This window comes from Pseudomonas sp. RIT-PI-o (genome assembly GCF_001297215.1).
GTDB lineage: Bacteria > Pseudomonadota > Gammaproteobacteria > Pseudomonadales > Pseudomonadaceae > Aquipseudomonas > Aquipseudomonas moraviensis_A.
In genome coordinates, this window is record NZ_LHPA01000020.1 from 1 (window position 1) to 13,210 (window position 13,210).

Sequence of the window (13,210 nt, forward strand, 5' to 3'; positions counted from 1 at the left end):
GCGCATTCTACAGCAGCCTCATTTGCTGTCAAGTGATTATTTTCAGAAGTTTTCGAAGAATTCTTCAACAACTTCAACCACTTGCGCTTCCGATCTCTCGTTAGCGGGAGGCGAATTCTACAGCGTTAATCGCTGCTGTCAACACCTCTTTTTCTCCGCTTTCGACCGAGAAGATCGAACCGTTAAAAGAGCCAAACATCACCACTCTCTCAACTCCTTCCAGGCTTCGATGATCTGAAGCGAGCTGCTGTCGAAAACTGCGTAACTCTTTGAATCTCAAGGAGTTTTCCGTTTCGACTGCGCCGGAAGTGGGGCGAATTATAGACTTCTGGAATCTGCCGTCAACACCTATTTTCATATTTCTGTCATATCAGTCAAAAAAGCACCGAAAACGCGAAGGCCGACCTGCGAGGTCGGCCTTCTGCACTTCCAGCTACTTATAAGCTAGGGAATGCAAACTGCGACGCCTCATGGCTCGCACGCTGTGGCCAGCGCTGGGTGATCGCCTTGCGACGGGTATAGAAGCGTACGCCATCCGGACCATACGCATGCAGGTCGCCAAACAGCGAACGCTTCCAGCCGCCGAAGCTGTGATACGCCACCGGCACCGGCAGCGGTACGTTGACGCCGACCATGCCGACTTCGATCTCGTCGCAGAACAGCCGCGCCGCTTCGCCGTCGCGGGTGAAGATGCAGGTGCCGTTGCCGTATTCGTGATCGTTGATCAGTTGCATCGCCTCTTCCAGGCTGTTCACCCGAACGACGCACAACACCGGTCCGAAGATTTCTTCTTTATAGATGCGCATCTCAGGGGTGACGTTATCGAACAGGCAGCCGCCGAGGAAGAAGCCTTCTTCATGACCGGCCACGCTCAGACCACGACCATCGACCACCAGGGTCGCGCCCGCCGCCACACCGTCGTCCACGTACCCGCTGACCTTGTCACGCGCCTGACCGGTAACCAACGGCCCCATGTCCAGGCCGCACGACGTACCGGCACCGATTTTCAGCGCCTTGATCTGTGGGACCAGTTTCGCCACCAGCGCGTCCGCGACCTGGTCGCCAACACACACGGCTACCGAAATCGCCATGCAGCGTTCGCCGCAGGAGCCGTAAGCCGCGCCCATCAGTGCGCTCACCGCGTTGTCCAGATCGGCGTCCGGCATCAGCACCGCATGGTTCTTCGCACCGCCCAGTGCCTGCACGCGCTTGCCGCGCTTGGTGCCTTCGGCGTAGATGTATTCGGCAATCGGTGTCGAACCGACGAAACTCAGCGCTTTGACTTCCGGCGCTTCGATCAGCGCGTCCACCGCAGTCTTGTCGCCATGGACCACGCTCATCACGCCTTTCGGCAATCCGGCTTCCAGCAGCAGCTGAGCAATCAGCAGCGTCGAGCTTGGATCGCGCTCGGATGGCTTGAGGATGAAGCAGTTGCCGCAGACGATCGCCAGCGGATACATCCACAGCGGCACCATGGCCGGGAAGTTGAACGGAGTGATGCCGGCAACAATCCCCAACGGCTGGAAGTCCGACCAGGCGTCGATGTTCGGGCCGACGTTGCGGCTGTACTCGCCCTTGAGGATTTCCGGGGCGGCGCAGGCGAACTCGACGTTCTCGATACCGCGCTTCAATTCACCGGCCGCATCTTCCAGGGTCTTGCCATGCTCTTCGCTGATCAGTTGCGAGATGCGTGCTTCGTTCTGCTCCAGCAGTTGCTTGAAACGGAATATCACTTGGGCGCGTTTGGCCGGTGGCGTGTTGCGCCAGGCGGGGAACGCAGCTTTGGCGGCATCGATGGCTTTCTGGATGGTGGCCTGGCTGGCCAATGGCAGTTTGTGGATCGCCTGGCCGGTCGACGGGTTGAAGACATCCACCGCGCGACCGGTTTCGGTCACCAGTTCGCCATTGATCAAATGCGGGATAACGCTCATCGAACACTCCTGAATTCTGGTCCACGGGCACCCGTAAAGGAGCGCCCGGTTGCGTAGGTATATATAGAAGGAAAATCAGTCGAGCTTGTTCAGCACTTCGCCGACCGCGTCGAACAGACGATCGAGGTCTTGCGGCTTGCTGTTGAAGGTTGGGCCGAACTGCAGGGTGTCGCCGCCGAAGCGTACGTAGAACCCGGCTTTCCACAAGGCCATGCCCGCTTCGAACGGACGCACGATGGCGTCACCGTCGCGCCCGGCAATCTGGATCGCGCCGGCCAGACCGTAGTTACGGATGTCGATGACGTTCTTCGAGCCTTTCAGGCCATGCAGCGCGTTTTCGAAATGCGGCGCGACTTCGGCGACGCTCTGCACGAGGTTTTCCTTCTGCAGCAGGTCGAGTGCCGCCAGGCCAGCGGCACACGCCACCGGGTGCGCCGAGTAGGTATAGCCGTGAGGGAATTCCACGGCGTATTCCGGCGTCGGCTGGTTCATGAAGGTCTGGTAGATCTCGGAGCTGGCAATCACCGCGCCCATCGGAATCGCGCCGTTGGTGACTTGCTTGGCGATGCACATCAGGTCTGGAGTCACGCCGAAGCTCTCGGCGCCGAACATCGAACCGGTGCGGCCGAAACCGGTGATCACTTCGTCGAACACCAGCAGGATGTTGTGCTGATCGCAGATCTCGCGCAGACGCTTGAGGTAACCCTGCGGCGGAACCAATACCCCGGCAGAGCCGGCCATCGGTTCAACGAACACCGCAGCGATGTTGGAAGCGTCGTGCAGTTCGATCAACTTGAGCAGCTCATCGGCCAAAGCAATACCGCCCTGCTCCGGCATGCCACGGGAAAACGCGTTGCTCGCCAGCAGTGTGTGCGGCAGGTGATCGACATCCATCATCGCCTGACCAAACAGTTTGCGGTTGCCGTTGACGCCACCGAGGCTGGTGCCGGCGATGTTCACGCCGTGGTAACCACGGGCGCGGCCGATCATTTTGGTCTTGGTCGCCTGGCCTTTCAGGCGCCAATAGGCACGGACCATTTTCACCGCAGTATCGGCGCACTCGGAACCAGAGTCGGTGAAGAACACGTGGTTCAGATTGCCCGGGGTCAGTTCGGTGATTTTTTCTGCCAGCTGGAACGACAATGGATGGCCGTACTGGAAGCCCGGCGAGTAGTCGAGGGTGCCCAGTTGTTTCGAAACGGCTTCCTGAATTTCCTTGCGGGTGTGCCCGGCGCCGCAGGTCCACAGACCGGACAAGGAGTCGTAGATCTTGCGGCCCTTGTCGTCGAACAGCCAGCTGCCTTCAGCGCCGACGATCAGACGCGGGTCGCGCTGAAAGTTGCGGTTGGCGGTGTACGGCATCCAGTGCGCGTCCAGCTTCAGTTGGCTGGCCAGTGGCGACGGCGCGTTTTCAGGCATGTTCATCGGGCAAAACCTCGCAGGGCATAAGCGTCAGGGAGAGGGAAAGCGTTGTTGCAGCTAAATTGCCACGGCGATAAAGTCGGTGAAATTCAACTCTTCTAACCTTCAGTTAGATCTTTGCTAAACAAAGAGAACAATAAATGAGCAGCCGCCGCCCCGATCCGCTGGCCCAGGTCAGTGATTTTGATATTCGCCTGCTGCGGATTTTTCGCAGCGTCGTGGAATGTGGCGGCTTCTCAGCAGCGGAAACCGTGCTCGGCATAGGACGCTCGGCGATCAGCCAGCAGATGAGCGATCTGGAACAGCGCCTTGGCCTGCGCCTGTGCCAGCGCGGGCGGGCCGGGTTTTCCCTCACCGAGGAAGGCCGCGAGGTGTATCAGTCGGCACTGCAGCTTTTAAGTGCGCTGGAAAGTTTCCGCACCGAGGTCAACGGCCTGCACCAACACCTGCGGGGTGAATTGATCATTGGCCTGACCGACAACCTCGTCACCCTGCCGCACATGCGCATCACCCACGCCCTCGCGCAACTGAAGGAGCGTGGGCCGGATGTGCAGATCCAGATTCGCATGATTGCGCCAAACGAAGTCGAACAAGGTGTGCTCGACGGACGTTTGCACGTCGGCGTGGTGCCGCAGGCCAGTGCGCTGTCGGGACTGGAATATCAGCCGTTGTACAGCGAGCGTTCGCTGCTGTATTGCGCGGTGGGGCATCCGCTGTTTTATGTCGACGATAAACAGCTCGAGGATCAACGTCTCGACAGCCAGGACGCGATTGCGCCGACCTTCCGGTTGCCAGCAGAAATTCAGGCGCATTATCAGGCGCTCAATTGCACCGCCAGTGCGTCGGATCGAGAGGGCATGGCGTTTCTGATTCTGACCGGGCGCTATATCGGTTATCTGCCGGATCACTACGCAAGCCTTTGGGTGCAGCAAGGGCGGTTGCGTGCGCTCAAGGCTGACACGCGTTTTTACGATTTGAGTCTGGCATCGGTCACGCGCAAGGGGCGGCGCCCTCATTTGGTGCTGGAAAGCTTTTTGGAGAGTCTGGCGGCTACGCGTTGATAGGGACCGCAACATTGGTGAAGTACAGCAAGATCAAGGGATCGCAGCCTTCGGCAGCTCCTACAGAGAGAATAAGTTGAGCAAGTGGACAGCTTTTTGCAGAGCAGGATCAAATCCGATCCTTGAAGAAGCCCACCGCCATGCAGCCAGATTCCGATTCGTCCAGTGAACTGATCTACGGCCTCAACGACCGTCCCAAACCACTCGCCGCGATCCTCGCCGCGTTGCAGCACGTGCTGGCCAGTTTCGTCGGCATCATCACCCCGCCGCTGGTCATCGGCTCGGCGCTCGGGCTGACGGCGCATCTGCCGTATCTGATCAGCATGGCGCTGATGGTTTCGGGTGTCGGCACCTTTATCCAGGCGCGGCGGCCATTCGGCATTGGCGCGGGGATGATCTGCCTGCAAGGCACCAGTTTCGCTTTTCTCGGCGCGGTGCTGTCCGCCGGGTTTCTGGTCAAGCAACGCGGCGGCAGCCCGGAAGATATTCTGGCGATGATTTTCGGCGTGTGCTTTTTCGGCGCGATCGTACAAATCGTGCTCAGCCGTTTCATCGGCCAGTTGCGCCGAGTGGTGACCCCCCTGGTGACCGGTATTGTGATCACGCTGATCGGCATCAGCCTGATCAAGGTCGGCATTACCGATCTGGGTGGCGGCTTCAATGCGCCGGACTTCGGCGCGCCGGGCAATCTCGCCCTGGGCGTATTTGTGCTGCTGACGATCATTCTGCTCAACCGCTCGAATACGCCGTGGGTAAGGCTGTCGGCGATCATCATCGGACTGGTGCTCGGCAGTCTAGCGGCTTGGTTGAGTGGGAAATTGCTGCCGCAGCCATTGCCTGACTTGCCGCTGGTGAGTTTTCCTACGCCGTTCAAGTTCGGATTCAACTTCGACTGGACAGCTTTCCTGCCGGTCGCGCTGATTTATCTGATCAGCACCCTCGAAACCGTCGGTGACCTCACCGCCAATTGCATGCTCGCCCGCCAGCCCATCAGCGGCCCTTCATATATAAGTCGCCTGCGTGGCGGCGTGCTCGGTGACGGTGTGAGCTGCATGATCGCTGCGACCTTCAGCGCGTTCCCCAACACGACCTTCGCCCAGAACAACGGTGTGATTCAGCTGACCGGCGTCGCCAGCCGCTACGTCGGCCTGTACATCGGCGCGATCCTGTTCTGCCTCGGCCTGTTCCCGATGATCGGCGCGGTGCTGCAACAGATACCGAAACCGGTGCTGGGCGGTGCGACGCTGGTGATGTTCGGCGCGGTGGCGGCGGCGGGCGTGCGCATTCTCGCGCAGTCACCGCTGGATCGGCGCAGCATGCTGATCATCGCCACTTCGTTCGGCGTTGGCCTCGGCATCGCTGCGCAACCGAACCTGCTGCACCTGCTGCCGAAACTGGTGCAGAACCTGTTCGACTCTGCGATCACCAGCGGCGGGCTGACGGCAATCTTCCTGTGTCTGCTGTTGCCGGAAGGCAAAACTGCGGCGGCCAAAAGCCCCGCGCCATTGAACAAGATCGAACAGGCGTAACTGTTTTTCCGCGCAAGGACTTGTCGGATGCCTGTGGGTGCGCTATCAACGCAACTGATTGCACCCACAGACAATCCCGGAAGTGCCTATGACCTTTGAAGTCCCAGCCCACGGCGGCAAACCCGCCAGCCGCATTCGTCAGAAGAACGAAGAGACCATTCTCAAAGCCGCCGAGGACGAGTTCGCCCGTCACGGGTTCAAAGGCACCAGCATGAACACCATCGCGCAGAATGCCGGATTGCCCAAGGCCAACCTGCATTACTACTTCACCAACAAACTCGGTTTGTATGTGGCGGTGCTGAGCAACATCATCGAGTTGTGGGACAGCACCTTCAACACCCTTACCGCCGAGGATGATCCGGCCGAAGCGCTGACCCGCTACATCCGCGCGAAGATGGAGTTCTCCCGGCGCCAGCCCCAGGCCTCGCGGATATTCGCCATGGAAGTGATCAGTGGCGGCGAATGCCTGAGTGAATATTTCAATCAGGATTACCGCGCCTGGTTTACCGGGCGCGCGGCGGTGTTTCAGGCGTGGATCGATGCAGGCAAAATGGACCCGGTCGATCCGGTGCACCTGATCTTCCTGCTGTGGGGCAGCACTCAGCACTATGCCGACTTCGCCACGCAGATTTGCCGCGTCACCGGGCGCCGCAAGTTGACCAAGCAGGACATGGAAGACGCCGGCAACAACCTGATCCGCATCATTCTCAAAGGCTGCGGCCTCACTCCTTCTCTATAAGACGTTTATGCCTTTCACCCTCAGCGGTCTTTGCGAGTACCGCGAAGAGATTCGCAAAAGCCGCTTCATCACCCTGGCGACGCCGATCGGCAGCCCCGCCGACGCGCAGGCATTTTTCGATCAGTACAGCGATTTGAACGCCACGCACAATTGCTGGGCGTGGAAACTCGGCGCGCAATACCGCAGCAATGACGACGGCGAACCGAGCGGCACGGCTGGGCGCCCTATCCTGGCGGCGATCGAAGCCCAGGACTGCGATCAGGTCGCAGTCCTGGTGATCCGCTGGTACGGCGGCATCCAATTGGGCACTGGCGGCCTGGCCCGAGCCTATGGCGGCGGCGCCAACAAGTGCCTGCAAGCGGCGGAAAAAGTCGAATTGATCAGCCGCGTGCCTCTGAGCTGCGCCTGCGGATTTGCCGAACTGGCACTGGTGAAGTTGCGCGTGGCGGATCTGGGTGGGTTGGTGGTGGAGGAAAACTTTACCGCCAATGGCGTTGAGTTGAAGTTGGCGGTGGGTGAGGCGCAGATTGAATTGCTGCAGAGCCAGTTGGCTGATCTGAGTCGTGGGCGGATTCTGTTGCAGCGCTAGATCCAGGATCAAAAGATCGCAGCCTTCGGCAGCTCCTACAGGGGTATCGCATTCCAACTGTAGGAGCTTCTGAAGGCTGCGATCTTTTAGGGCATTCCCCAATGAGCAAGTTGCCCACACCTGCTGTGCACCCGACTGTGGATAACCTGAGCACATACCGCTGTAACCCTTCTGTCATGCGGCTTTGCACGATTTGTTCACTTTTCGTTCAATTGATCCGACGAAACGGAAATCCAGCGTAAAAACAAACAGTTATCGTCGTTTATCACCATTAGAAGAAAGCAGTGCAGTGCTTATGCCCGGCCTCAACGCTTGCGCACAATTACTGTGGAGCACCCTGTGGATAAGCCGTTCATGACCGCCGCAGGCGCTGGATTTGCCTAGCCCCGGGGCAATTGCTCGTTTTTTAACCAACCTGACGCGAGCAAAACTGGAGCCTGATCAACGGCTTTGCGCTGAATTGGTGCCTCGGAGCATGTCAAAAAGAGCGCCGATGCGCTGTCATCGGTGACTGGGGGCGGATGCGCAAAGCGTTCCTGACTCAATGGCCAGGAAATTGCTTTATCCACAGGCACAACTCCAAGTCAGTCGAGCCTGCCATGTCCATCGCCCCTTCCCCACCGCGCCTGCAGCTGCGCCAGATCAGCAAACGCTATCCCGGTTGCCTGGCCAACGATGCCATCGACCTGAGCATCGCGCCGGGTGAAATCCATGCCCTGCTCGGGGAAAACGGCGCGGGCAAAAGTACGTTGATGAAGATCATTTACGGTGTCACCCAGTGTGATAGCGGTGAAATGCTCTGGCAGGGGCAGCGCGTGCAGATCCGCAATCCGGCGCAGGCGCGGCAGTTAGGCATCGGCATGGTGTTCCAGCATTTCTCGCTGTTCGAAACCCTCAGCGTCGCTCAGAACATTGCCTTGGCGATGGGCGCGGCGGCGGGCACGCCCAGGCAACTGGAACCGAAGATTCGCGAAGTATCACGGCGTTATGGCATGGCGCTGGAACCGGAGCGACTTGTCCACAGCCTGTCGATTGGCGAGCGGCAGCGGGTAGAAATCATTCGTTGCCTGATGCAGGACATCCGCCTGTTGATTCTCGATGAGCCGACCTCGGTGCTGACGCCGCAAGAGGCTGACGAATTGTTCATCACCCTGCGTCGCCTGGCTGCCGAGGGCTGCAGCATTCTGTTTATCAGCCACAAGCTCGGTGAAGTGCGCGCCTTGTGCCACAACGCCACGGTGCTGCGCGGCGGTCGGGTTGCCGGACATTGCCTGCCGGCCGAATGTTCGGATCAGCAACTGGCGCAACTGATGGTCGGCGAAGCGGCGGCGTTGATTGGCGAGTATCCGAAGGTCAGCGGTGGCGCGACTTTTCTACAGGTTGACGGGTTGAGTTGGCACAATCCGGATCCGTTTGGTTGCTCGCTGCACGACATCGACTTGCAAGTACGCAGCGGTGAAATCGTCGGCATCGCCGGGGTCGCTGGCAATGGACAGGACGAGTTGCTCGCCCTGCTCAGCGGCGAACAGCCCTTGCCTCGTGCGCAAGCGGCGACCATTCGCTTCGCTGAGCGCAACGTCGCTGACGTGCGCCCGGATGCGCGGCGCAAACTGGGCCTGGCCTTCGTCCCCGCCGACCGACTCGGCCACGGCGCGGTGCCGGAGTTGAGTCTGGCCGATAACGCCCTGCTCAGCGCTTTCCAGCAAGGCCTGGTCAGCCACGGGCTGGTTCAACGCGGCAAAGTCGAAGCCCTCGCGCAACAGATCATCCAGCGTTTCGGCGTTAAAACTCCAGGCACGCAAACCGCCGCGCGCAGCCTCTCCGGCGGCAACCTGCAGAAATTCATCCTTGGTCGGGAGATCCTTCAGCAGCCGAAATTACTGATCGCCGCGCACCCGACCTGGGGCGTCGATGTCGGCGCCGCCGCGACCATCCATCGCGCCTTGATCGCCCTGCGCGATGCCGGCGCGGCGATCCTGGTGATTTCCGAAGACCTCGATGAACTGTTCCAGATCAGCGATCGCCTCGGCGCGCTGTGCAGCGGGCGTCTGTCGGCGCTGCAAGACACCTGCGCGACACAACTGAGCGATGTCGGCGCGTGGATGGCTGGCCAGTTCGATCACTCACCTTGCGCCGCCTCGGTTTAACGGAGTTTCAACCATGCTGCTTTCTCTCGAACCCCGTGGTCAGCAATCACGCCTGATGCTGTGGTGCTCGCCGTTACTGGCGGCGGTGCTGACTCTCGGCTGCGGCTCGCTGTTGTTCATCGCGCTGGGCCACGATCCACTGCAAACCTTGCACACGCTGTTGATCGCACCGCTCAGCGATCTGTATGGCGTGTCCGAATTACTGGTCAAGGCGCTGCCGATTCTGCTTTGCGCACTGGGACTGGCCGTGGCCTATCAGGCGCGAATATGGAACATCGGCGCCGAAGGCCAGTTGCTCCTCGGCGCGCTGGCCGGCAGTGCGGTGGCGGTGAACATTATCGATGTGCAAAGTCGTTGGGCGCTGGCGCTGATTCTGCTGACCGGCATCTTTGCCGGTGCCGCATGGGCCGGGCTCACCGCGTGGCTGCGCACGCGCTTCAACGCCAACGAAATCCTCACCAGCATCATGCTCAACTACATCGCATTGAACCTGCTGCTGTTCTGCGTGCACGGGCCTTTGAAGGATCCGGCGGGCTTCAATTTCCCCGAGTCGGCGATGTTCGGCGACGCCAGTCGTTTGCCGCTGCTGCTGGAGGACGGGCGGGTTCATGCCGGGGTGTATTTCGCCCTGCTCGCGCTGGTCGCGGTGTGGGTGTTGCTGCAGAAAAGCTTTATCGGTTTCCAGATCAAAGTACTCGGTCTGGACAAGCGTGCGGCAGGCTTCGTCGGCTTTCGCGAGAAGCGCCTGATCTGGCTGGCGCTGTTGATCAGCGGCGGGCTGGCGGGGCTCGCCGGAGTCTGCGAAGTCACCGGGCCGATCGGCCAACTGGTGCCGCAGGTGTCGCCAGGTTATGGCTACGCGGCGATCACCGTGGCGTTTCTCGGGCGCCTCAATCCGCTCGGCATTCTGTGCTCGAGTCTGCTGATGGCACTGCTGTACATCGGCGGCGAGAGCGCGCAGATGTCGCTCAATCTGCCGCAGGCAATCACCCAGTTGTTCCAGGGCATGATGCTGTTTTTCCTGCTCGCCTGTGACGTGCTGATTCTCTATCGGCCACGCCTGAATCTGCGCTGGACCCGGCGCGCCTCGACCCCTGCCGTAACCGCCGGAGCGCTGTGATGGACATCGATCTGTTGAGCAATATTTTCTACGCCATGGTCCGCTGCGGCACGCCGCTGCTGCTGGTGGCACTGGGTGAATTGATCTGCGAGAAGAGCGGCGTCCTCAATCTGGGTCAGGAAGGCATGATGCTGTTTGGCGCGGTGATCGGATTCATCGTCGCGCTGAACAGCGGCAACCTGTGGCTCGGCGTGCTGTTGGCGATGTTGGCCGGAATGTTGTTGTCGTCACTGTTTGCTCTGGTCGCGCTGGTGTTCAACGCCAATCAGGTGGCGACCGGGTTGGCGTTGACGATTTTCGGTGTCGGACTTTCGACCTTTGTCGGCGCGGCCTGGGTCGGTAAACCGCTGGCGGGTTTCGAGCCTTTGGCGATTCCGTATTTGAGTGAGATTCCGCTGATCGGGCGGATGCTGTTTGCTCAGGACTTGCTGGTGTATCTGTCGTTCGCGCTGTTTGCGCTGGTGGCGTGGGTGATCATCAAAAGTCGTGTCGGGCTGATCATTCAAGCGGTCGGTGAGAACCCGGATGCAGCGAGTGCGATGGGCTTGCCGGTGCTGACCGTGCACACGTTGGCGGTGTTGTTTGGCGGAGCGATGGCCGGGCTGGCCGGGGCGTATCTGTCGCTGGCCTACACCCCGATGTGGGCAGAAAACATGACCGCCGGACGCGGCTGGATCGCCCTGGCGCTCGTGGTATTTGCCAGTTGGCGGGTCTGGCGTTTGTTGCTCGGGGCGTATCTGTTCGGCCTCGCCAGCATCCTGCACCTGGTGGCGCAGGGGTTGGGGCGGGCGATTCCTTCGAGCCTGCTGGCGATGCTGCCGTATGTGGCGACGATCGTGGTGCTGGTGCTGCTGTCCCGCGATGCCGTGCGGACGCGGTTGTATGCGCCGGTTTCGTTGGGGCAGCCTTGGCAGGCGGGGCATTAGGCATACACAGGAACTGTGGCGAGGGAGCTTGCTCCCGCTGGGGCGCGACGCGGCCCTCAACAGTGAGCCTGGACGATCTCGCACTCAGGCTTTACGGCTGCTGCGCAGCCGAGCGGGAGCAAGCTCCCTCGCCACATATGGGGAGTGCCTGAACCACACCCCACGCCAGTTCAAAGACAAGAAAAACCACAAGAATCGAACTGGCCCCATGCAACAGGGCATACCCCTGCCACGCCGCAAACAGAAACCGCGCCACCGCGTCATAGCGTCCATACAGCGCCTGCGGATCACGAATCCGCAGCACCGCCCAAACGCACACCACCGAGCCCAACAGATTCGCCATCAACATATGCAGCGGTTCGAATGCGGGCAGTTCGCCCGGCCAGTTCAGTGCCGTCAGCAATTGATGCACCAGCGCAAAACTCCACGGCGTGACAAACGCTGCCGTGACGATCAGGTCATACCAGGCGCTGCCGCGCACCACGTTGCGATATTGCGTTGCCGTCCACATCGTTCCAGCTCCAAAAATTCGGGGAGCACGCACGGTAAAGCCTGGGGTATGCTCCAGGGTCAATACCTCCTTTGAGATCCAGCATGCGCATCGGTGAATTAGCCCGGGCCAGCGCCGTCAGTCGTGACACCTTGCGCTTCTACGAGCACCGCGGGCTGATCGCGGCACAACGCAGCGCCAACGGCTATCGCGACTATCCGCCGGAGATGCTGCAACTGGTGCTCTATATCAAAACCGCGCAACGCCTTGGCTTTACCTTGGGCGAGATCGGCAACAGTGTCGCCGCCCTGTGGCACGCGCCCGACCCGGGAAATGCCGTGGCGCAATTGCTGCGCGACAAACTGCAATTGATTGAAACCCGCATGAGCGAACTCGACACCCTGCGCCAAGAGCTGAAACTCCGGCTCGGTCAGGCGTGTCCATTGAATCCTGAACGCTGACTTTCAAGGAAACCCCATCATGTCTCAGGCAAAAAACGCACTGATCATCGGCGCCTCTCGTGGCTTGGGCCTCGGGCTGGTGAAGACGTTGCTGGGCGACGGCTGGCAAGTAACCGCCACCGTGCGCAATCCGCAGAAGGCCGAGGCGCTGCAAGCGCTGGGTGATGTGCGCATCGAGAAGCTCGACATGGACGATCAGCAAGCGGTGATCGCCCTGAGCCAGAAACTCAAGGGCGAAACCTTCGATCTGTTGTTCGTCAACGCCGGGGTCAAAGGCCCGGACGTGCAGACCCCCGGCGGCGCGACCCTGGCCGAGGTCGGCCAGCTGTTTTTCACCAACGCAGTGGCGCCGATCAATCTGGCTCAGCGCTTCGTCGGGCAGATCCGCGACGGCAGCGGCGTGCTGGCGTTCATGAGTTCGGTGCTGGGCAGCGTGACCATGCCCGACGCGCCGGAACTGGCGCTGTACAAGGCCAGCAAGGCAGCTCTCAATTCGATGACCAACAGTTTCGTCACGCAACTGGGCGAGCAGAAACTCACCGTGCTGTCGCTGCACCCGGGATGGGTGAAGACCGACATGGGCGGCGAAGGCGCCGATCTCGATGTCGAGACCAGCACACGCGGGCTGATCGATCAGGTCAATGCGTTTACCGGCAAGGGCGGGCATCACTTCGTCAATTACAAGGGTGAAACCATTCCCTGGTAATCCTACAGGGGTTGTGTATTTTGGCGTGGTGTCCGGTCGGGTTGGGCTTGCCCGGCGCTGCGATTTGTTTGAAACTGCGCGCCTCGTCC

General features: G+C 60.3%; 12 protein-coding genes. 9 read left to right on the forward strand and 3 right to left on the reverse strand.

What is annotated here, in order from left to right; translation table 11 throughout:
- Positions 1 to 437 precede the first annotated feature (437 nt).
- Both AEQ63_RS08855 and AEQ63_RS08860 read right to left on the reverse strand, forming a co-directional pair.
- Positions 438 to 1,931 (reverse strand): CoA-acylating methylmalonate-semialdehyde dehydrogenase, encoded by a 1,494-nt coding sequence (locus tag AEQ63_RS08855; protein WP_064362889.1) that lies wholly within the window; start codon positions 1,929 to 1,931, stop codon positions 438 to 440.
- A 75-nt stretch (positions 1,932 to 2,006) separates the two neighbouring features.
- Entirely contained in the window at positions 2,007 to 3,356 is a 1,350-nt protein-coding gene (locus AEQ63_RS08860; RefSeq protein ID WP_064362892.1) for an aspartate aminotransferase family protein, read from the reverse strand.
- Positions 3,357 to 3,493: 137 nt separating this feature from the next.
- Here AEQ63_RS08860 and AEQ63_RS08865 point away from each other — a divergent pair, with 137 nt between their 5' ends.
- From AEQ63_RS08865 to AEQ63_RS08895, 7 genes are all read left to right on the forward strand, one after another.
- Positions 3,494 to 4,414 (forward strand): LysR family transcriptional regulator, encoded by a 921-nt coding sequence (locus AEQ63_RS08865; RefSeq protein ID WP_042609778.1) that lies wholly within the window; start codon positions 3,494 to 3,496, stop codon positions 4,412 to 4,414.
- A 140-nt stretch (positions 4,415 to 4,554) separates the two neighbouring features.
- Positions 4,555 to 5,943 (forward strand): uracil-xanthine permease family protein, encoded by a 1,389-nt coding sequence (locus AEQ63_RS08870; protein ID WP_064362894.1) that lies wholly within the window; start codon positions 4,555 to 4,557, stop codon positions 5,941 to 5,943.
- 88 nt (positions 5,944 to 6,031) lie between these two features.
- Positions 6,032 to 6,682 carry a TetR/AcrR family transcriptional regulator gene (locus tag AEQ63_RS08875; RefSeq protein ID WP_064362896.1) on the forward strand — a complete coding sequence of 217 codons (651 nt, stop codon included), beginning with the start codon at positions 6,032 to 6,034 and terminating at the stop codon, positions 6,680 to 6,682.
- A gap of 7 nt (positions 6,683 to 6,689) precedes the next feature.
- Positions 6,690 to 7,271 carry an IMPACT family protein gene (locus AEQ63_RS08880; RefSeq protein WP_064362898.1) on the forward strand — a complete coding sequence of 194 codons (582 nt, stop codon included), beginning with the start codon at positions 6,690 to 6,692 and terminating at the stop codon, positions 7,269 to 7,271.
- A 599-nt stretch (positions 7,272 to 7,870) separates the two neighbouring features.
- Positions 7,871 to 9,418 carry an ABC transporter ATP-binding protein gene (locus tag AEQ63_RS08885; RefSeq protein WP_064362900.1) on the forward strand — a complete coding sequence of 516 codons (1,548 nt, stop codon included), beginning with the start codon at positions 7,871 to 7,873 and terminating at the stop codon, positions 9,416 to 9,418.
- 13 nt (positions 9,419 to 9,431) lie between these two features.
- Positions 9,432 to 10,538: an ABC transporter permease gene (locus AEQ63_RS08890; RefSeq protein WP_064362902.1), complete on the forward strand. Its 1,107-nt coding sequence runs from the start codon at positions 9,432 to 9,434 to the stop codon at positions 10,536 to 10,538.
- Complete coding sequence (locus AEQ63_RS08895; protein ID WP_064362906.1) at positions 10,538 to 11,464, forward strand: ABC transporter permease; 927 nt, start codon at positions 10,538 to 10,540, stop codon at positions 11,462 to 11,464. The genes AEQ63_RS08890 and AEQ63_RS08895 overlap by 1 nt, the downstream gene beginning before the upstream one ends.
- A gap of 91 nt (positions 11,465 to 11,555) precedes the next feature.
- On the opposite strand, the gene AEQ63_RS08900 is transcribed toward AEQ63_RS08895, so the two are convergent.
- A complete protein-coding gene (locus AEQ63_RS08900) occupies positions 11,556 to 11,975 on the reverse strand; it encodes a hypothetical protein (protein ID WP_064362908.1) in 420 nt (139 codons plus the stop codon).
- An 83-nt stretch (positions 11,976 to 12,058) separates the two neighbouring features.
- Between AEQ63_RS08900 and AEQ63_RS08905 the strand changes: the two genes are divergently transcribed.
- Together AEQ63_RS08905 and AEQ63_RS08910 are read left to right on the forward strand one after the other, a co-directional pair.
- A complete protein-coding gene (locus tag AEQ63_RS08905) occupies positions 12,059 to 12,415 on the forward strand; it encodes a MerR family transcriptional regulator (RefSeq protein WP_064362910.1) in 357 nt (118 codons plus the stop codon).
- A 19-nt stretch (positions 12,416 to 12,434) separates the two neighbouring features.
- Positions 12,435 to 13,121, forward strand: a complete 687-nt coding sequence (locus AEQ63_RS08910; RefSeq protein WP_016771812.1) for an SDR family oxidoreductase — start codon at positions 12,435 to 12,437, stop codon at positions 13,119 to 13,121.
- Positions 13,122 to 13,210 lie beyond the last annotated feature (89 nt).

What these genes read in the sequence shown, in the direction of transcription:
- AEQ63_RS08895 (WP_064362906.1), top strand. Translation starts at nt 10,538, where the DNA reads ATGGACATCGATCTGTTGAGCAATATTTTCTACGCCATGGTCCGCTGC.
- AEQ63_RS08880 (WP_064362898.1), top strand. Translation starts at nt 6,690, where the DNA reads ATGCCTTTCACCCTCAGCGGTCTTTGCGAGTACCGCGAAGAGATTCGC.
- AEQ63_RS08865 (WP_042609778.1), top strand. Translation starts at nt 3,494, where the DNA reads ATGAGCAGCCGCCGCCCCGATCCGCTGGCCCAGGTCAGTGATTTTGAT.
- AEQ63_RS08890 (WP_064362902.1), top strand. Translation starts at nt 9,432, where the DNA reads ATGCTGCTTTCTCTCGAACCCCGTGGTCAGCAATCACGCCTGATGCTG.
- AEQ63_RS08860 (WP_064362892.1), bottom strand. Translation starts at nt 3,356, where the DNA reads ATGAACATGCCTGAAAACGCGCCGTCGCCACTGGCCAGCCAACTGAAG.
- AEQ63_RS08885 (WP_064362900.1), top strand. Translation starts at nt 7,871, where the DNA reads ATGTCCATCGCCCCTTCCCCACCGCGCCTGCAGCTGCGCCAGATCAGC.
- AEQ63_RS08905 (WP_064362910.1), top strand. Translation starts at nt 12,059, where the DNA reads ATGCGCATCGGTGAATTAGCCCGGGCCAGCGCCGTCAGTCGTGACACC.
- AEQ63_RS08875 (WP_064362896.1), top strand. Translation starts at nt 6,032, where the DNA reads ATGACCTTTGAAGTCCCAGCCCACGGCGGCAAACCCGCCAGCCGCATT.
- AEQ63_RS08910 (WP_016771812.1), top strand. Translation starts at nt 12,435, where the DNA reads ATGTCTCAGGCAAAAAACGCACTGATCATCGGCGCCTCTCGTGGCTTG.
- AEQ63_RS08855 (WP_064362889.1), bottom strand. Translation starts at nt 1,931, where the DNA reads ATGAGCGTTATCCCGCATTTGATCAATGGCGAACTGGTGACCGAAACC.
- AEQ63_RS08870 (WP_064362894.1), top strand. Translation starts at nt 4,555, where the DNA reads ATGCAGCCAGATTCCGATTCGTCCAGTGAACTGATCTACGGCCTCAAC.
- AEQ63_RS08900 (WP_064362908.1), bottom strand. Translation starts at nt 11,975, where the DNA reads ATGTGGACGGCAACGCAATATCGCAACGTGGTGCGCGGCAGCGCCTGG.